Source organism: Saccharopolyspora sp. MMCC62, assembly GCF_057736575.1.
On record NZ_JBYKCM010000004.1, the window covers coordinates 502,410 to 521,534 of the forward strand.

The window sequence follows — 19,125 nt, forward strand, 5'->3', positions numbered from 1 at the left end:
ATCACAGTCCGATACCGTTTCGGGTGTCACTCTTCCGGGAGGACACTTGTGTTCTCCTGACCCTCGGCGAGGAGGAGTCCTCTCAACCATGTCCACGCCCTACGGTGCACCGCCGCCCCACCAGCAGGCACCTCCGCACGCAGGGCCTCCTCGTGCGGAGCCGCCGCAGCCGGCGAACGCCGGTGGCACCGACCTCAAGTCCGTCCTGCCGCTCGTGGCCGCGGGAGCCGGGTTCATCGCCTACGTGCTCGGATTCTTCGACCAGGCCGCGGCCGGGCTGATCGGCGGCACGGCCGGGCTCGCCATCGTCGGGACCGCGGTGCTGATGGGGCTGCGCGTGCTGCCGAAGGCGCCGAACGTGCTGCCCGCGGCCGTCCCGCTCGCCGTCTACGGCGCGCTCGCCGTGCTGCAGGCCGTCATCGCCGGACTCGCCGGGGGCATCGCGATCGTCCAGCTCGTGCTGGCCCTCGTGCAGGCCGCCGTGGTCGTCGTGCTGCTGCTCGCCGAGTCCGAGGTCGTCGCGCTGCCCGGCGGCGGCGCCAAGGGCCCCGATCCGCGCGGCCGCCAGCAGGGTCCCGGCACCGGGCCGTTCCCGCCGCTCGGCCAGCCAGGGCCCGGCGGACCCGGCGCGCAGGGTCCGGGTACCCAGGGTCCGGGCGGTCAGGGACCGGGCGGTCCGGGACCGGGTGCGCCCGGTCCCGGTGGGCAGGGTCCGGGGCCGCAGGGTCCCGGTGGCCAGCCGCAGCAGCCGTGGGGACCGCCGCCCGGCCAGCCCGGTTTCGGCGGGCCGCAGGGCGGACCCGGCCAGCCGCAGCAGGGCCAGCCCGGCCAGCCGCAGCAGGGCCAGCCCGGCCAGCCGCATCCTGGCCAGGCCCAGCCGGGCCAGCCCGGCCAACCGCAGGGCGGGTACCCCGGCCAGGGCGGTCCCGGCCAGCCCGGCCCCGGCTACGGCCAGGGCGCGCCCGGCGGTTACGGGCAGGGCCCCGGCGGCGGCTACGGCGGCCCCGGTGCTTCCGGCGGTTACGCCCAGCAGCAGGGCCCGGACAGCCCCGCGGGCGGCTACGGCCAGCAGGGCCAGGACAGCCCCGCGGGCGGCTCGCCCGCAGGTGACCCCGGCCCGGCCTCCGCGCCGCAGCAGCAGGTCAACGACGGCCCGGAAGGCACCAGGCAGATGCCCTACCCCGGCCAGAACTGACGCAAGTCCCCCGAAGGGCGCCGACCGCATCCCGCGGCGGCGCCCTTCGCGCGTTCCGCCACGACCACGCCCCACGCCGAGTCCTTTCGCCTTTTCCTGTCAGCGGCGAAGCCGCTGAGCGCCGTCCACGCACGCAACCGGCACCGCCGCTGAGGTTCCGCCACCCGCCCCACCTCGCAGAACGAGCCCGGAGACAACCGGAGAGACGAACTCTGCGTGATCGTCGTCGCTCGATGGGCGGACGCTTGGGCGCGTCATGGGGTGAGAGCGGCTGCGCCGGTGCGAGATTCGGCCGCATGCCGCTGATCGAATCGCCGTCCGATCCGGATCTGGTGCCCGAGGACGATGCCGAGTACCGCGACCCGATCGGCGCGGTCCGGCTCGGTCTGGTCGCGGTGGCCACGGTGCTCGCCGGTTATCTGCTGTCCGCGACGCTGCTGGCGCTCGCCACCGGCACCGCGAGCGGCCCGGAGGTCGGCGCCACCGCGCTGTTCGCGGCCGCCGTACCGGGCTGGCTGGTGGCGCACCAGGTCCCGCTGGTGGTCCTCGGCTCCCCGCTGTCGGTGCTGCCGTTCCTGCCCACCGCGGTGCTGGGGTTGCTCATCGCCGCGATCACGGCGGTGTTCCTGCGCCGCACGGGTGCCGATACCGCGCGCGACGCGGTGCGGGTGATCGGCGCGGTCGCCACCGCGCACGCGGCCCTCGGTGCGGTGCTGGCCGCGCTGCTCAGCGGGTCCGTCGAGGCCTCGGTGCCGAGCGCGTTCCTGCGCTGCGGGCTGGTGGCCGCCGCGGGGGCGGCGGCCGGGGCGTGCCGCACGGGTGAGTTCGCGGCGGCGGTGCGGTGGCGGGCCGGGCCGACGGTCAGCGCGGGCCTGCGCGGTGCGCTGCTGGGGTGGGCGTGCCTGCTCGTCGCGGGTGCGGTGGTGGCGGTGGTGGCGCTGTGCCTGTCGACGGGACGCGCCGGGGAGGTGCTGGGACGAGCCGGTTCGGCGGGTGACGCGTTCGGGTTGCTGCTGCTGTCGCTGCTGTACCTGCCGAACGCGGCGCTCGCCGGGTGGTCCTTCGCGGCCGGGCCGGGGATCAGTGTCGGCGGGCTGACCGCGCGGTTCTACGAGACCGCGCCGGGAGCGGTCCCGGACGTCCCGCTGCTGGCGGCGCTGCCGACCGGAGCCGCGGCTTGGTGGTGGCCGGTGGCGCTGGTGCTGCCGCCGGCGGTGGGCGCGGTGGTCGGGCTGCGCTGCGGACGCGACCTGGACCAGGCGCGGCGTCCCGCGGCGGTCGCGGTGGCGGCGCTGGTCGGGGCGCTCGGCGTCCTGCTGGTCGGGGCGATGGCCGGGGGCAGTGCGGGTGGCGGACGGTTCGATCCGATCTCGCTGCACTCGCCGGTGCTCGCGCTCGTCACGTTCGGCTGGGTGCTGGTGCCCGCGCTGCTCGCGGTGTGGCTGTTCCCGGTGGCGCGATACGAGCCTGAGTTCGACGACGCGGGCGAGCTGGACAGCGACGGGTTCGACGGCGAGGAGCTGGACGGCGAGAACGCGCTGGACGAGACCGGTGTCGACGAGGACGGCGACTTCGACGAGGACGGCGACTTCGACCAGGACACCGACTTCGACCGGGAGGCCGCGGACCCCGACGAGCTCGACGACCCCGACGGGCTCGACGACCCGGACGACCTCGCCGACCTCGACGACCCCGACGACCCGGCCGCCGACCCCGCGGCCACCGCGGATCGCGAATTCGACCTCGACGAGGAGGAGTGGGCCGACCTCGTCCGCCGGGCCCAGGAGGTCGAGGACCCGGACCAGGCCCGCTCCTGGTCCGGCGAGATCCACGGCGACACCGACGTCCCCGACCCCCGCCCCCGCGGCGAGGCGCACCGGCCCGCCGACGACGACGCCGACGGGCCCGGTTCCCGCTGACCGCGCTCGGTGAGGGCTGGGCCACTCGCCCGGGACCTGGCCGAGTACCGCGGCGGGCCGCCGCCTACGCTGCTCGGTGAGATCGTGACCAGGCACTGTCAGGAGTCAGAGCTGAGCACCCCCGCATCGAACGCGGCCTCCGCAGCACGACCGGACCCTGCCCCCGGCACCCCCGAACCGGACCCGTCCGCGCAGCCGCCGACGCGGTTCCGCCCCGGCGATCCGGCCCGCGTGGTCGTGCTGGTCTCCGGTTCCGGAACCCTGCTGCAGGCCCTCCTCGACGCCACCGCGCGCCCCGACTACCCGGTGCGCGTCGTGGCGGTCGGCGCCGACCGGCCCGGCATCGAAGGCCTCGCCCGCGCCGAGCGCGCCGGCATCCCGACCTTCGTGCGCCGCGTCGCCGACCACGCCACCAGGCAGGACTGGGACGAGGCGCTGACCGGGGCGTGCGCCGAGCACGAACCGGACCTCGTGGTGTCCGCGGGCTTCATGAAGCTCGCCGGGGAGCGCTTCCTCGCCCGTTACGGCGGCCGCTACCTGAACAGCCACCCGGCGCTGCTGCCCGCGTTCCCCGGCATGCACGGGGTGCGCGACGCCCTCGAGCACGGGGTGCGGGTCACCGGCTGCACGCTGTTCGTGGTCGACGCGGGCGTGGACACCGGCCCGATCCTGGCGCAGGAGGCGGTGCCGGTGCTGCCCGACGACGACGAGGCGAGCCTGCACGAACGCATCAAGGCGGTCGAGCGGCGGCTGCTCGTGGAGACCGTGGAACAGCTCGCGCGGCACGGCTGGACCGTGCAGGGACGGAAGGTGGAAATCCCGTGACCCAGAACTCGCAGGAACGGCGGCCGGTGCGCCGGGCGCTGATCGGCGTGTCCGACAAGTCCGGCCTGCTGGACCTGGCCACCGGGCTGCACGCGGCAGGCGTCGAGATCGTCTCGACCGGTGGTACGGCGCGCACCCTCGCCGATGCCGGAGTGCCGGTCACGCCCGTCGAAGAGCTCACCGGCTTCCCGGAGGCCCTCGACGGCCGGGTCAAGACGCTGCACCCGCGGGTGCACGCGGGCCTGCTCGCGGACCTGCGCCGCCCGGAGCACGCCGACCAGCTCGCCGAACTGGACATCCCGGCGTTCGACCTGCTGGTGGTCAACCTGTACCCGTTCGTGCGCACCGTCGCCTCCGGCGCGGCGCCCGACGAGGTCATCGAACAGATCGACATCGGCGGCCCCGCCATGGTGCGCGCCTCGGCGAAGAACCACGCCAACGTGGCCGTCGTCGTCGACCCCGGCAAGTACGAGTGGCTGCTGGAGCAGGTGCGCGCCGGCGGCTTCACGCTGCCCGAGCGCGTCGAGCTGGCCGCGGAGGCGTTCCGGCACACCGCGTCCTACGACGTGGCCGTCGCGGGCTGGATGAGCCGGGTGCCCACCGGGGACGACGCCGCGTTCCCCGGCTGGCTCGGCGAGACCTGGGAGCGGCGGTCCGCGCTGCGCTACGGCGAGAACCCGCACCAGGCCGCCGCGCTGTACGTCTCCGGCGGGGAGGCCACCGGTCTGGCCGCCGCCGCGCAGCTGCACGGCAAGGAGATGTCGTACAACAACTACGTGGACGCCGACGCCGCGTGGCGCGCCGCCCACGACCACGACCGGCCCTGCGTGGCGATCATCAAGCACGCCAACCCCTGCGGCATCGCCGTCGCCGAGGACATCGCCGACGCGCACCGCAAGGCCCACGAGTGCGACCCGGTGAGCGCCTTCGGCGGCGTCATCGCGGCGAACCGCGAGGTCACCGTGCCGATGGCCGAGCAGATCGCGGAGGTGTTCACCGAGGTCGTGGTCGCTCCCGGTTACGCCGACGGCGCGGTCGACGTGCTGGCCCGGAAGAAGAACGTCCGGGTGCTCACCGCGCAGCCGCCGCGCTCCGGCCGGGTCGAGATGCGGGCCATCTCCGGCGGGACCCTCGTGCAGCAGTCCGACGCGATCGACGCCGACGGGGACGACCCGGCGAACTGGACGCTCGCCGTGGGCGACGCGGCGGACGAGGCCACGCTCGCGGACCTGCGGTTCGCCTGGCGCGCCTGCCGCGCGGTGAAGTCGAACGCGATCCTGCTCGCCGACGACGGCGCCACGGTCGGCGTCGGCATGGGCCAGGTCAACCGGGTGGACTCGGCGCGGCTCGCGGTGGCGCGGGCCGGGGAGCGGGTCTCCGGTTCGGTGGTCGCCTCCGACGCGTTCTTCCCGTTCGGGGACGGGCCGCAGGTGCTCGTCGACGCCGGGGTGCGGGCGATCGTGCAGCCGGGCGGTTCGGTGCGGGACGAGGAGACGGTCGAGGTGTGCCGGGCGGCGGGGATTCCGCTGTACCTGACGGGCACGCGGCACTTCGCCCACTGAGCTGTTCCGCGCCCGGCCTGGTCGGCCGGGTGGTGCTTCCGCGGAGGGGCGGTGCGGGTCTTCGGACCTGCGCCGCCCCTCTTCGCGTGCGCGACGGGTTGTCGGTGGGGCGGGGCAGGATGGGGGTGTGCGGCGGGTTTTCGGGGCGGGGATGCGTCCACCTGCTGTTATCGAACTTGTGTTCGCTCTTTGGTGTCAACGCCTTGACGGCGGGCTCCTGGCCAGGGTTTACTTGAGTCGGTCGAACAAGGGTTCGATCTCCGGTCGGGGTCGGGAACGGCCTGCGGTGCGGCTCAGGGGCGGGGTGCCCGGGGCCACCGGTGACCGGAGGACTCCGGGCGTCGCGGGGGCGTGCGGACGAGAGTGATCGGGACGGTGATGTCGAGGACGGGACGCAACGGCAACGGCGGCGGTCCGCAGTGGAACGGGGACCGCCGGAAGTACTGAACTACCGGAAGAACTCCGGAGCGATCGCCGTCGGGGGGCGGTCGTTCCACGAGGTGGTGCCGTTCGGGTGCAGACGGCACGACCTCACCGCTGTCTCCCCACAGCGGACGTGGGTGCCCGAGACGGGGTCGGGCATCCCTGCGAACGAGGTGGGGAGACGGCGGATGTCCGCGAGCACGTCCTTGGTGGCGTTGGACGGGGTGACCACGGCTCACGGGGTGTCCGTGGCTTCCCCGGCCGCCGAGGCGGGCGGCGATCCCGTTGCGGGACGGGTGCTGCCTGCGCGGGCGGAATTCGCCGCCGTGCTGCCATGGCCGGGCCTGCGCCGTGGCAGCACGGTGGCGGTGCACGAGTCGACCTCCCTGCTGTTCGCCCTGCTGTCCGCGGCGACGGCGGCGGGCTCCTGGGCGGCGGTCGTCGGGCTCCCCGGACTCGGGTTGTCCGCGGCGTCCGAGGCGGGCGTGGAACTGTCCCGGCTGGCCCTGGTCCCGCATCCGGGGGACGACCCGGTCGCCGTGATCGCCGCCCTGCTGGACGGGGTGGACCTGGTGGTGGTCGGCCGCCCGGGGCTGGTGACCGAGGCCGACGCCCGCCGGTTGTCCACCAGGGCTCGGCACCGCGGTGCGGTGCTGCTGCCGTTCGGCGCCTGGCCGGGCGCCGAGGTGCGGCTGCGGTGCGGGCAGGCGCGGTGGCGCGGCGTGGGACAGGGCCACGGTCACCTGCGGGAACGCGAGGTCACGGTGCGCGCGGGCGGACGCGGGGCGGCGTCCCGGCCGCGCTCGTGCCGGATGCTGCTGCCGGGGCGCGGCGGGCCCTCAGCACCGCTGAAGACGACGACGCCGCTGGAACCCATCGCACCACTCGAACCGACGGCACCGCTGCAACCCGTCGCACCACTGGAACCCGTGGCTTCGACGGAAGCCTCGACGTCGCTGGAACCTGCTCCGGCAGGGGAACCCGTGGCGGGGCCGGAATCGGCGGCGTCGGTGGGGTCGGCTGCGCCGTGGGGACCTGCTGCGCCGCTGGGAACCGTGTCGCCGCTGGAACCGGTGGCGTCACTGGACCTCGTTCCGTCGCCGGAATCCGGTGCAGCGCCGGAATCCGCAGCGCCGGAACTCGCAACGCCGGAACTCGCAACGCCGGAACCGGCAACGCCGGAACGGGCAGCGGCGGAACCGGCAGCGGCGGACCTCGCGGGGGAGCGGCGGGCGCTGCGGCCGGTGCGGAGCGGCGACCATGCCTGCTGACCGCACCCGCCCCAGCACGCCCGAGCCGGACGCGGCTCCGGACGCGGGGCACGGCTCCGCGGTGCGGCGGTTCCTGGTGTGGTGTCCGGACTGGCCAGTGGTGGCGGCCTCCCGCGCCGACGACCTCGACCCGCTGGCACCCGCTGCCGTGTTCAGCGCGAACCGGGTGCTGGCCTGCTCGGCGACGGCCCGGGACGCCGGGGTCCGGCGCGGGATGCGGCGCCGGGAAGCGCAGGGCCGGTGCCCGGAGCTCGTGGTGTCCGAGCACGACCCGGCGCGGGACGCGCGGTTGTTCGAGCCGGTGGTGGCCGCGATCGAACAGCTCAACCCCGGCGTGGAGGTGGTGCGCCCGGGACTGGTCGCGGTGCCGGCCCGCGGCCCCGCCCGCTACTTCGGTTCGGAGGAGGCCGCCGCGGAACGGCTCGTCGACCAGGTCGCCGCGCAGACCGGGGTGGAATGCCAGGTGGGCGCGGCCGACGGCCTGTTCGCCGGGGTGCTCGCGGCCCGGCGCGGCGTGCTGGTGCCACCGGGTGGGAGCGGGGAATTCCTCGCTCCGCTCGGCATCGGCGAGATCGACCAGCCCGCGCAGCGGCTCACCGCGAACCGCGCGGAACTGGTGGACCTGTTGCGACGCCTGGGAATCCGCACGCTCGGCGAGTTCGCCGCGCTGACTCCCGGTGACGTCACCACCCGCTTCGGCTCCGACGCGCTGCTGGCGCAGCGCTCCGCCCGCGGCGCCGAGGAACGCCCGCCGGACCGGCGCCGCCCGGCACCGGAACTGACGGTCACCGAGCAGCTGGACCCGCCGGTCGACCGGGTGGACGCCGCGGCGTTCGCGGCGCGAGCGCTGGCCGAACGGCTGCACCGGCTGCTCGCGGACCGCGGCGTCGCCTGCACGCGGCTCGGCATCGCCGCGCGGACCGAGCACGGCGAAGAACTGCACCGGGTGTGGCGGTGCGCGGAACCGCTGACCCCGGCCGACACCGTGGACCGGGTGCGCTGGCAGCTCGACGGCTGGCTCAGCGCCCGAGCACGGGAACCGCGCCCCACCTCGGGGGTGGCGGTGCTGGCGCTGTCCCCGGAGGAGGTCGTGGGCGCGGGCGGCCTCCAGCTGGACCTGGTGCACTCGGCGACCGGTGCCGCCGACGCCCGCGCGGGACGCGCGTTCGTGCGCGTGCAAGGGCTGCTCGGGCCGGACCGGGTGCTGGTGGGCGTGCCCTCCGGCGGCCGCGACGCGCGGGACCGCGTGACCCTGGTGCCGTGGGGCGCGGAACGCCACCCGCGGCTGGAACCGGACCGGCCGTGGCCGGGGCGGGTACCGGCGCCGTCCCCGTCGGTGCTGCCCGAACGGCCGTGGCCGGCGACGGTGCTCGACGCGTCCGGCGAACCGGTGCGGCTCACCGCCAGGGCGGAGCTGACCGCACCGCCGCGGCGGGTGCTGGTGCACGGCCGCGGCCGGGAGGTCGTCGGCTGGGCCGGGCCGTGGCCGCTGCGGGAACGCTGGTGGGACCAGGGCTCCGGACCTGCCGGAGGTTCCGGACCCGCCGGGAACACCGGCCCCGCGGGAGAGACCTCGCCGCTGCTCGCGCGCCTGCAGGTGGTCCTCGCTCCGGAGACCGGACCGGACGAGCCCCGAACCGACCTGCGCGACCGGCGAAGCCGGCGCGATCACCGAAACCACCGAGACCGGCCCGACCGCCAAGACCGGCAAGACCTGCCCGACGGCCAAGACCCACCCGACCGGCAAAGCCGGCGCGACCACCAAAACCGGACCGACTGCCACGACCGGCACGACTGCCACGACCGGCAGGACCGACAGGACCGGCAGGACCGGTCCGACCGGCAGGACAGGCAGGACCGGCCCGACCGGCAGGACCGCCAGAGCCGGCCCGACCGGCAGGACCGCCAGAGCCGGCCCGACGGCCAAGACCACGACGACCCGGGCGAGGTGGCGTTGCTGCTGGTGCACGAGAACGCCGCCTGGTGGGTGCAGGGGGTGTACCGGTGAACTGGTTCAACCCGCCGCAGACCTGGTCGGAGCTGGAAAAAGCGTTGTCCGGCAACGGGAACCTGCCGCGCGACGAGCGGTATCCCGGCGACGGCGGCGACAGCCCCGCCTGGACCCGGACCCGCGCGCCCTACCGGGGCGGGGGCGCGCCCGCGCCCGCCGACGTCCCCTACGCGGAGCTGCACGCGCACTCGCACTTCAGCTTCCTGGACGGCGCGGGCCACCCGGAGGAGCTGGTCGCCGAAGCGGCCCGCCTCGGCCTGGAAGCGGTGGCGCTGACCGACCACGACGGCATGTACGGGGTGGTGCGCTTCGCGGAGGCCGCCGCCGAGCACGGCGTGCGCACCCTCTTCGGCGCCGAACTGGGCCTGGGCGGCGACGGTGGCCGGGCCTCCGCCCGCACCGGCGAGCCGGACCCGCCGGACCGGCACCTGCTGGTGCTGGCCCGCGGCCCGGAGGGCTACCGCAGGTTGTGCCGGGCGATCACCACCGCGCAGCTGCGCGGCGGGGAGAAGGGCCGCCCGCACTACGACCTGGCGGAGCTGGCGGCGGAGGCCGACGGGCACTGGCTGGTGCTGACCGGCTGCCGCAAGGGCGCGGTGCGCGCGGCGTGGACCGAGGGCGGGACGTCTGCGGCCGCCGCGGAACTGGACCGGCTGGTGGCGCTGTTCGGCGCGGAGAACGTGGCCGTGGAGCTCACCGACCACGGGCTGCCGGAGGACTCGGTGCGCAACGACGACTTGTACGAGCTGGCGCGCAGCCGCGGACTGCGGGCCGTGGCGTCCACGGCGGCGCACCTGCCCGCACCGGACCGGGAGCGGATCGCCGCGGTGCTGGCGGCGATCCGGGCCCGCAGCAGCCTGGACGAGCTGGACGGCTGGCTGCCGCCGTCGGCGGGCGCGCACCTGCGGTCCGGCGCCGAGATGGCGCGCCGGTTCGCCCGCTACCCGGGTGTGGTGGCCGCGGCCGCCGAGCTGGGCCGGGAGTGCGCGTTCGACCTGCGCCTGGTGGCGCCGCGGCTGCCGCCGTTCGACGTGCCACCGGGCCGCACCGAGGCGCAGCACCTGCGGGAGCTGACGATGCGGGGCGCGCTGGACCGCTACGGCCCGCCGGAGCGGAACCCGGCCGCGTACCGGCAGCTGGAGCACGAGCTGGCGGTGATCGAACGGCTCGGCTTCCCCGGCTACTTCCTGGTGGTGCACGACATCGTGCGGTTCTGCCGGGAGCAGGACATCTTGTGCCAGGGCCGGGGTTCGGCGGCGAACTCGGCGGTGTGCTTCGCGCTGCGGATCACGAACGCGGACCCGGTGCGCTACGAGCTGCTGTTCGAGCGGTTCCTCGCCCCGGAGCGGGACGGGCCGCCGGACATCGACCTGGACATCGAGTCGGACCGCCGCGAAGAGGTCATCCAGTACGTGTACGGCCTGCACGGCCGCACGCACGCCGCGCAGGTGGCGAACGTGATCTCGTACCGCCCGAAGTCGGCGGTGCGGGACGTGGCGCGGGCGCTCGGCCACTCGCCGGGGCAGCAGGACGCGTGGAGCAAGCGGGTGGAGTCCTGGCACGAGATCCCCGCCGACGAGGAGATCCCGGCGCAGGTGCGGGAACTGGCGGACGAGCTGCTCGGCTTCCCCCGCCACCTGGGCATCCACTCCGGCGGCATGGTGCTGTGCGACCGGCCGGTGAGCGAGGTGTGCCCGGTGGAGTGGGCGCGGATGCCGGGTCGCACGGTGCTGCAGTGGGACAAGGACGACTGCGCCGCCGCGGGGCTGGTGAAGTTCGACCTGCTGGGGCTGGGCATGCTCTCGGCGCTGCACTACGCGATCGACCTGGTCGCCGAGCACCACGGCCGCCGGGTGGACCTGGGCGAGCTGGACCTGGCCGACGACGCGGTGTACGAGATGCTGCGCCGCGCCGACGCGATCGGCGTGTTCCAGGTGGAGAGCCGCGCGCAGCTGGCGACGCTGCCGCGGTTGAAGCCGCGCGAGTTCTACGACCTGGTGGTGGAGGTGGCGCTGATCCGCCCCGGCCCCATCCAGGGCGGCTCGGTGCACCCGTACATCCGCCGCCGCAACGGGCTGGAGGAGTGGGACTACGAGCACCCGCTGATGGCGGGGGCGCTGGCGAAGACGCTGGGCGTCCCGCTGTTCCAGGAGCAGCTGATGCAGCTGGCGGTGGACGTCGCGGGCTTCTCGCCCGCGGAGGCCGACGAGCTGCGCCGGGCGATGGGCGCGAAGCGCTCGGGGGAGCGGATGCGGCGGCTGCGGGACCGGCTGTTCGCGGGCATGGCGGCGAACGGCATCGGCGAGGAGCTGGCGGAGCGGGTGTACGCGCGGCTGCTGGCGTTCGCGAACTACGGGTTCCCGGAGAGCCACGCGTTGAGCTTCGCGCTGCTGGTGTTCGCCAGCGCCTGGTTCAAGCGCTACTACCCGGCGGCGTTCTGCGCGGCGCTGCTGAAGGCGCAGCCGATGGGCTTCTACTCGCCCCAGTCGCTGGCCGCGGACGCGCGCAGGCACGGGGTGCGGGTGCTCGGCCCGGACGTCAACGCGAGCCGGGTGCGGGCGGACCTGGAGCCGGACGAGCGCTCGGACGGCGGGCAGGCGGTGCGGCTGGGCGTGGCATCGGTGCGCACCGTCGGCGAGGGCGCCGCGGAGCGGCTGGTGGCGGAGCGGGCCGAGCACGGCCCGTTCGCGGACCTGCCGGACGTGGCGCGGCGGGTGGGCCTGTCCGCGCCGCAGATGGAGGCGTTGGCGACGGCGGGCGCGTTCGGCTGCTTCGGCCTGTCCCGCCGGGAGGCGCTGTGGAACGCGGCCGCCGCGGCGGCGGACCGGCCGGATCGGTTGCCAGGCACCACGGTGTCGGCGGCGGCGCCGGTGCTGCCGGGGATGGACGGGGTGGAGCTGGCCGCGGCGGACGTGTGGGCGACGGGCGTGTCGCCGGACAGCTTCCCGGTGCAGTTCGTGCGGTCCCGGCTGGACGGCTGGGGCGCGGTTCCGGCGGCCGGGTTGTCCGAGGTGGCGCACGGGGAGCGGGTGCTGGTGGGCGGCGCGGTGACGCACCGGCAGCGTCCGGCGACGGCGGGCGGCATCACGTTCCTGAACCTGGAGGACGAGACGGGGATGGTCAACGTGGTGTGCTCGCCGGGCCTGTGGGCGCGCTACCGGTCGGTGGCGCGGGGCAGCGCGGCGCTGCTGGTGCGCGGCACGGTGGAGCGCTCCGAGGGGGTGGTGAACCTGCGGGCGGACCGCTTGCAGCGACTCGACATGCGGGTCCCATCGACATCCCGCGACTTCTGCTGAGCGCTCGGCGGTCTCCTTATGCTGCGAGGTGGGTGGCGGAACCTCAGCGGTCTTCTCGCTGCGGGATCGTTTTCGCAGGTGGCTCCGCCACATGCGAAAACGCTGTCCTCGCGAGAAGACCGCTGAGAACCCGCGGGTGGTCCGGTTGCTCGGGTGGTCGGCGGCTCAGCGGCTTCGCCGCTGACAGGAGAAGGACGTGATCCGCCGGGATGGGCGTTGCTCAGCCGGCCGGTTCGCAGTGGCGGAGGGCGAGCAGCACGTAGCTGCGGACCGCCTGCTCCAGGTCGGCGAGCGGGACGTGCTCGTCGTGCGCGTGCGCGTAGCGGATGTCGCCGGGCCCGTACTGCAGCGTCGGCACCCCGGCGGCCGCGTACAGCCGCAGGTCGGTGCCGTACGGGGCGCCGAGCACCCGTGGCTCCGCGCCACCGGCGTCGCGGATCGCGCCGCGGGTCTCGGCCAGCAGCGGATGCCCCTGCGGCAGCCGGCCGGAGGCGAACACGCCGCCGGGCCAGCTGACCCGCACCGGGTGCTCGGCGAGCCACGGGTCGGCGGCGCAGGCTGCGGAGACGGCCGCGGTGAACTGCGCTTTCGCGGTGTCGAGGTCCTCGTCCAGCCGCACCCCGTACCGGCCTTCGGCGACGGCGAGGTCGGGGACCGTGCTGGCCCAGTCCCCGGCGCGCACCACGCCGACCGACAGCGGGTACGGCAGGTCCAGGTGCGCGACCAGCGGGTCCGGGTCGGCGTTGCGCTCCGCCTCCAGCTCCCGCAGCGCGGGCAGCAGCGCGGCGAGCCCGTCTACGGCGTTCACCCCGCGCAGCCGGGTGGAGCCGTGCGTGCTCTGCCCCGGCACCTCCAGCCGGAAGGTGAGCGAGCCGCCGTTGGCGGCGACGACGTCGCCGCCGCTGGGTTCGGCGAGCACGACGGCCTGCGCCCGGTGCCCGCGGCGCAGCGTCGCGAAGGCGCCGAGCCCGCCGTCCTCCTCGCCGACGACCGCGTGCACCCCGACCGGCCGCCGCAGCGGGATGCCCGCGGTGCGCAGCGCCTCCAGGGCGCCGAGGAACGCCGCGATGCCGCCCTTCATGTCGCAGGTGCCGCGCCCGGCGGCGACGCCGTCGTGCACGCGCAGCGCGTACGGGTCGCGGTCCGGCCAGCGGTCCAGGTCGCCGGGCGGCACCACGTCGGTGTGCCCGCAGAACACCAGCGCCGGTTCCCCGTCGCCTGCGACGCCGACGCAGCCGTGCGCCACGTCCCGCTCGACCTCCTGCCCGGGGAACCCGGGCTGCGCGGCGAGGTCGTCGAGGTCGATGCGCCAGTGGTCCACCCGGTGCCCGAGCCCGCGGAGCCGGTCGGCGCACCACTGCTGCGCGTCCTGCTCGCCGCGGGTGCCGCCGACGCTGGGGATGGCGACGAGCTCGCGCAGGTCCCGCAGCACCCCGTCGAGGTCGACGGCGTCCAGCGCGGCCCGTTCGAGGTCGGTGCGGGCGGGTTCGCGGTGCTCAGTGCCGCTGCGCGAGGTGGTCACGACCCGAGTGTGGCGCATGGTCGTCAGCGGCTGAAGGGCTGCTACTACCATTCCGGCGTGGCCGAGGGCGACAAGATCGAGCGCGAGTTCGAGATCGGGAAAGACGGGCTGGGCGGCATCGTCGTGGGCATGGACGGCAGCCCCGCGAGCTTCCACGCCGCCTCGTGGGCGGCGGGACTGGCCCGTCGCGAGCGCGCGCGCCTGGTCCTGGTCTACGTGGAGGCCGTGGGCGGCGTCGCCTACTGGTCCCCGATGGGGGTGGCGGTGGCCAGCGAAGCCGCCGAGAGCCTCGTCGAGGAGTTGAAGAAGGAGGTCGTGGCGCACCTGCGCTACATCGACATCGACTGGGACTTCGTGCACCACCGCGGTGATCCGGCGGTGGGCCTGGAGCAGGTGGCCGAGCAGTACCGGGCCGACCTGATCGTGGTGGGCCGGTCCCGGCGCCGCGGCGGCCTGCTGGGCACGGTGCCCGCGACATTGGTGGTGGAAGCGGTGCGACCGGTCGTCGTGGTCCCCTGATCATCGTCACCGCTATTAATTGAAAATGCGATCGTTTCGCTGTTAGTGGTGCCGATTCCGCCGAATGGTGGATGTGCGAATAAGCGCGTTGATCGGGCGTCACCACCGGCCCATCCGTGTGAGGATGGCGGGCATGAGCGAGGACGGGCCCGGATTCGAGGAAGGGCCGAACACCGTGTGCTTCACCTGCGCCGGTTTCCGGAAGGTGAGCGAACCGCGGTTGTACGCGATCCAGGCCACCCGGGAGACCGAGACGGGCATGTCGATGGGCGAGTGGCGCAGCTGCCCGCACTGCGGCGGATCAGGCAGGTTGCCGGGGTTGCAACCGCCGAGCTGAGCAGCTCGGTGCACACTCCCGCCGTGGTCCCGGCAGCCGGGTGCCGCCGGCGCGGTCGGTGCTTTCTGCGAAGCTGAGCGGTATGCCAGAGGATCTGCGCGCCATCGGCGAGGACTTCTCCGACGCGGTGCTGACCGGCGCGGAATGGGATGGCCGCGAATTCGCGCACTGCGATTTCACCGATGCCGACCTGGGTCTGCTGCGCGCGCGGAACTGCGTGTTCACCGAATGCACCTTCACCCGCACCGATCTCGCCGAGTCGCGGATTCGGGCGTGCGCGTTCCGGTCCTGCCGGTTCGACCGGGTGGTGCTGCGCGATTCCCGGTGGGAGGGGTGCAGCCTGCTCGGTTCGTCCTTCGTGGACTGCAGGCTGCGGCAGTGGAAGCCGGGGGAGACGGACCTGACCCTGGTGGGGATGGGGCGCGCCGACCTGCGCGGGCTGGACCTGCGCGGCGTCCGGTTCCGGGAGGCGAACCTGAGCGACGCCGACCTGCGCCGCTGCGACCTGCGGGACGCCGACCTGATGGGGGCGCGGCTGCTCGGCACCCGGTTCGAGGAGGCCGACCTGCGCGGCGCGGTCGTCGACGCCGACGGGCTCGCGCAGAGCGTGCTGGCGGGCGCACGGGTGGACGTGAACACGGCGCTGGCGTTCGCCGCGGCCAAGGGCCTCCGCATCGACTGACCGGCCTGTTCGCGGGTGGGCGGGAGGCCGACAAGAAGAACCGGCACCGCCGCGGGGGCGATGCCGGTTCCTCGGTCCTGCGCTGAGCCTCACTCCATCGGCGGGCGCTGGGCGTCCCCGATCTCCTGGAGGGTGCCGTCGGCGACGAGGTCGCTGATCGAGCCGGGCAGCACGTAGGCCGTGCCCCCGCCGGGCTGCTCGAACCACGGCACCGCGGTGCCGCGCAGCGCCTGCAGGGGCCGCTGGACGCGGAACGCCGCGTACCCGCGGGTGGCCCACTGCGGCGGCAGCGACCGCTGGTTGTACGGCGTGTGGACCGCGTAGGTCACGTTGCCTGCCGGGTCGCCGAAGCGGTCCAGCTCGGTGCCGGGCTGCAGCACGAGGTTGCGGCGGTCCCGGTACAGCGTCAACGGTGGTTCGCCGCGCAGCGGCTGGATGTTCCCGCTCGGCTGCTGTTGCTGCTGCGGCGGGTGCGGCTGCTCGCCGGGGCCGTTCTGCGGCGGGCGCTTGATCGGCCCACCGGGCCGGCCCTGCGGTTCGCCGGGCGCCTGGCCCTGCGGGCCCGGTGCCTGCCTCGGCGGTCCGGCCATCCCCGGCCCGGACGGGCCGGGACGCCGGTCGGCGCCCCCGGTCGGGGCGGCGCCGGGGCCGCCGTGCGGACCCTGCGGGCCGGGCGCACCCGGGCGTCCCGCTTGGTCCTGCTCGGGGCGCGGGCCGCGCTGCGGCAGCGGCGGGTTCGCCGGGCCACCGGGACCGGCCTGCGGGCCCTGCGGTGCCGGGCCCTGCGGGCCGGGCTGCTGGGCCTGCGGGTTCTGCTGGGCCGGGGGCTGCGCCGGGTTCGGCGCCGCCGGGTTCGGCCCTGCCGGGTTCTGCGCCGGGGCGTTCGGGCCCGCAGCGTTCGGACCCGCCGGGTTCTGCGCCGCCGAGTTCGGGGCCGCCGAGTTCGGGGCCGCCGAGTTCGGGGCGAAGCCGTTCGGTGCCGAGCCGTTCACGTTCGGCATCGGCTGGAAGCGGGTCGCCTCCGCGTCCGGCGCCGCGGTCTGGAACCCGCCCTCGTCCACGGCTTCCTGCTCGGAGTCCTGGTTCGCGGTGAACAGGAAGTGCCCGCCGGTGCCGGATGCGGGCTGGCGCTGCGCGGGCTCGGCCGGTGCGCCGCGCCGCGGCAGCTCGCCGAGGGGGGAGCGCTGGTCGGCGCCGTCCGCGGTCTCCTGCTCCGGCGCCTTGAGCTCGGCCTGCCCGCCCTCGGTGACCTGGGTTCCGGCGGCGTCGACGGCGGGCTGCCCCTCGGAGGACTGGGCCTCGAAGCCCTGCGCCTCGAAGCCCCGCGAGCCGAAGCCCTGCGCTTCGAATCCCTGGGACTCGAAGGACTGCGCTTCGAACGGCTGCGCTTCGAACGGCTGGGACTCGAACGGCTGCGCTTCGGCGGCGGGCGCCTCGGCCCGGGCATCCGCGGTCTCCCGGGCCGCGCGGTCACCGCGCTGGGGGAGTTCGGCGCCCTCGTCCACCCGCTGGTCGGTGAACAGGCCGGCGGCGGAGGACTCGGGCGTGCTGCCGAACGCGGCGAACCGCTCCGAACGGCCCTGCTCCACCTCGGGCCCGTCCGCGCCGTCGAGCTCGGCGGCTTCCGGCTCGCGAGCGGGCTCCGGGGCCTCCGGTTCCGGCAGCGAGCTCCGCCGCTGGTCCTCGGCGGCGGGCAGCGGTTCGGTGCTGGACAGCAGCAGGCTGCCGAGCAGGAACGCCGCCGCCTGGTCGGCGTGCTCGAAGTGCACGTCGCCGTGCAGGTCGTCCTCGCCCGCGGTGACGACCCAGCCGGGCTCGTCGCGCAGCAGGCAGCGGGCGTCGGGGGAGTGGCTGCCGACGCGGTACTCGTCGCCGGCCACGCCCAGTTCGGTGAGCCGGTCGTGCAGCCGCGCCAGCACGGCCTGCGTCTCGTCGAGGTCCTCGTCGACGCCGCTGCCGAGGCCGTGCCGCGACCCGGACTCCTCGGCCGCGTCCTCGTCCAGGCCGAGCCCGGCGGGTGCCTGGTCGACCGGTTCCTCGTCGTGCGTGATCAGCGGGAGCCCGGCGTCCGGTGCGGACTGCTCGGCGGGCTTCTCGCGGCGACCGAGCACCGGGGTGCCCGGTTCGAAGGCCGTCTCGGGCTCCTCGCCGTGCGTGATCAGCGGCGGTTCCTCGGCGGGAGGCTGCTCGGCGGGCTTCTCGCGGCGGCCCAGCACCGCACCGCTCGACTCGAACGAGGCCTCGTCCCGCCAGGTGTCGCCGGACCGGTCGATCTCGGTCGGTTCGGACGGCGTGGGCAGCTGCACCGCGAAGTCGTCGGCGACGCGCGGCGTTTCGCCGGTGGCCTGCTCGTCGTACCCGGAGTCGTCGTGCTCGGGCTGGTCGAACAGTTCGCGCACCGCGGCGTCGCGGGTGCGGTCGTCCACCTCGACGAGCGCGAAGCGGCGCGAGCGGATGTGCTCGACCAGCTCCGGCTGCGGCGGCACGCCGTACTGCATCAGGTAGTAGGGGACCGCGCCCGGCCAGACCCACGTCCCGTCGGTGTGCCAGGTCGAGGGCACCGAGGCGGGGGCGTTCGGATCGAGCAGGTCGTCGTCGTTGTCGCGGGATGCGAGCACGATCGGCGCGTTCTCCAGGTAGTGGCGCAGCGCGCCGACCTCGTCCTGGGGAACGGGCGCGCGGGTCGCGACCAGCGGGCGGCTCTGGTCGTCGAAGTCGTCGAAGACCAGCGCAGTCCGGAAGTGCGCGTCCGAATCGTCCGATGTGGAGGGTTCGGGGGCGAGCGCGGCGGGCTCCGGTTCGCGCGGCTGCTCGGCGCGGTGCGAGTCCCGGCGGGGCAGCGCGGGCGCGGCCTCCTGCTGCGCGGCCTGCGGGGCCTGCTGCTGCGCGGGCTCCGGCGGCTGGGCGGCGGGTTCGGCGGGAGCGGTCGCGCCGTCCAGCTTCTCCCGCATCCAGTCCGGCACGTTGTCGTCGGTGCGCGGGTAGCGGCGGAGCTCGTCGACGTACGCGGCGCGCGGCAGCGGGCGCTGCCACTGCGGCTCGGCGTCGAAGTTGATGTCGATGCGGTAGCTCGACGGCCGCTCCACCACGTAGAGCGCGCTGAGCCACGTACCCACGTCGGGGCGGTACATGCCTTCCCGCAGGTGCTCGAAGATCCCCCACAGCTCTTCGGGCGGCTCCCACGGTTCGGTGCCACCGTCCTGGGCGGCGACCTCCCCGAGCAGATCCTGGTACTCGCCCGTGGCGCGGTACTCGACCGTGATCTGCTGCCAGTCCTCAGGTGCGGCCTGCAACAGCAGGACGCCGATCCTGCGGGCTATCTGTTCCTGCTCTTCCGGACTGATCGCTGTCGGACGCGACATGGGTGACATCCTCCCCCTCTCAACCGGGCCCACCGACCCCGCCCCGCGAAAACGCTACTCGAAGGGTCGTTCGTGGTGTGTCGTCCCGGGTGAGTTCGGTGCAGTGGTTCGGCGCCGTGGGCGCGGCGGTGATCATCGGGTGGGTCGTTCCGAGCTCCAAAGCCTGCCTTGTGGACGTCCGGAGCGACATCACACCACCAG

At 75.1% G+C, this 19,125-nt stretch carries 12 protein-coding genes; 10 read left to right on the forward strand and 2 right to left on the reverse strand.

Going from position 1 to position 19,125, the window contains the following annotated elements; genetic code table 11:
• Positions 1 to 88: 88 nt before the first annotated feature.
• The 7 genes from AC29IT_RS12760 to AC29IT_RS12790 all read left to right on the forward strand — a co-directional run bounded on the left by AC29IT_RS12760 (position 89) and on the right by AC29IT_RS12790 (position 12,502).
• Positions 89 to 1,195 (forward strand): DUF5336 domain-containing protein, encoded by a 1,107-nt coding sequence (locus AC29IT_RS12760; protein WP_488218807.1) that lies wholly within the window; start codon positions 89 to 91, stop codon positions 1,193 to 1,195.
• 296 nt (positions 1,196 to 1,491) lie between these two features.
• Positions 1,492 to 3,114: a cell division protein PerM gene (locus tag AC29IT_RS12765; RefSeq protein ID WP_488218808.1), complete on the forward strand. Its 1,623-nt coding sequence runs from the start codon at positions 1,492 to 1,494 to the stop codon at positions 3,112 to 3,114.
• Positions 3,115 to 3,345: 231 nt separating this feature from the next.
• Positions 3,346 to 3,939 carry a phosphoribosylglycinamide formyltransferase gene (gene purN / locus AC29IT_RS12770; RefSeq protein ID WP_358436679.1) on the forward strand — a complete coding sequence of 198 codons (594 nt, stop codon included), beginning with the start codon at positions 3,346 to 3,348 and terminating at the stop codon, positions 3,937 to 3,939.
• Positions 3,936 to 5,501: a bifunctional phosphoribosylaminoimidazolecarboxamide formyltransferase/IMP cyclohydrolase gene (purH, locus tag AC29IT_RS12775; protein ID WP_358436571.1), complete on the forward strand. Its 1,566-nt coding sequence runs from the start codon at positions 3,936 to 3,938 to the stop codon at positions 5,499 to 5,501. The genes purN and purH overlap by 4 nt, the downstream gene beginning before the upstream one ends.
• Positions 5,502 to 6,112: 611 nt before the next feature.
• Entirely contained in the window at positions 6,113 to 7,195 is a 1,083-nt protein-coding gene (locus AC29IT_RS12780; RefSeq protein ID WP_488218809.1) for a hypothetical protein, read from the forward strand.
• The gene (locus tag AC29IT_RS12785) at positions 7,185 to 9,203 is read left to right on the forward strand and encodes a DNA polymerase Y family protein (protein WP_488218810.1); all 2,019 of its coding nucleotides are present in this window, start codon (positions 7,185 to 7,187) and stop codon (positions 9,201 to 9,203) included. The genes AC29IT_RS12780 and AC29IT_RS12785 overlap by 11 nt, the downstream gene beginning before the upstream one ends.
• On the forward strand, positions 9,200 to 12,502 hold the full coding sequence (locus AC29IT_RS12790; protein ID WP_488218811.1) for an error-prone DNA polymerase: 3,303 nt from the start codon (positions 9,200 to 9,202) through the stop codon (positions 12,500 to 12,502). The genes AC29IT_RS12785 and AC29IT_RS12790 overlap by 4 nt, the downstream gene beginning before the upstream one ends.
• Before the next feature lie 220 nt (positions 12,503 to 12,722).
• On the opposite strand, the gene AC29IT_RS12795 is transcribed toward AC29IT_RS12790, so the two are convergent.
• Entirely contained in the window at positions 12,723 to 14,024 is a 1,302-nt protein-coding gene (locus AC29IT_RS12795; RefSeq protein ID WP_488218812.1) for an ArgE/DapE family deacylase, read from the reverse strand.
• A 57-nt stretch (positions 14,025 to 14,081) separates the two neighbouring features.
• On the opposite strand from AC29IT_RS12795, the gene AC29IT_RS12800 reads away from it, so the two are divergent.
• From AC29IT_RS12800 to AC29IT_RS12810, 3 genes are all read left to right on the forward strand, one after another.
• The gene (locus tag AC29IT_RS12800; RefSeq protein WP_224957948.1) at positions 14,082 to 14,543 is read left to right on the forward strand and encodes a universal stress protein; all 462 of its coding nucleotides are present in this window, start codon (positions 14,082 to 14,084) and stop codon (positions 14,541 to 14,543) included.
• 133 nt (positions 14,544 to 14,676) lie between these two features.
• Entirely contained in the window at positions 14,677 to 14,880 is a 204-nt protein-coding gene (locus tag AC29IT_RS12805) for a hypothetical protein (protein ID WP_224957946.1), read from the forward strand.
• An 82-nt stretch (positions 14,881 to 14,962) separates the two neighbouring features.
• Positions 14,963 to 15,562 carry a pentapeptide repeat-containing protein gene (locus AC29IT_RS12810; RefSeq protein WP_488218813.1) on the forward strand — a complete coding sequence of 200 codons (600 nt, stop codon included), beginning with the start codon at positions 14,963 to 14,965 and terminating at the stop codon, positions 15,560 to 15,562.
• Positions 15,563 to 15,651: 89 nt separating this feature from the next.
• On the opposite strand, the gene AC29IT_RS12815 is transcribed toward AC29IT_RS12810, so the two are convergent.
• The gene (locus AC29IT_RS12815; RefSeq protein WP_488218814.1) at positions 15,652 to 18,924 is read right to left on the reverse strand and encodes a TNT domain-containing protein; all 3,273 of its coding nucleotides are present in this window, start codon (positions 18,922 to 18,924) and stop codon (positions 15,652 to 15,654) included.
• Between the last annotated feature and the right edge of the window lie 201 nt (positions 18,925 to 19,125).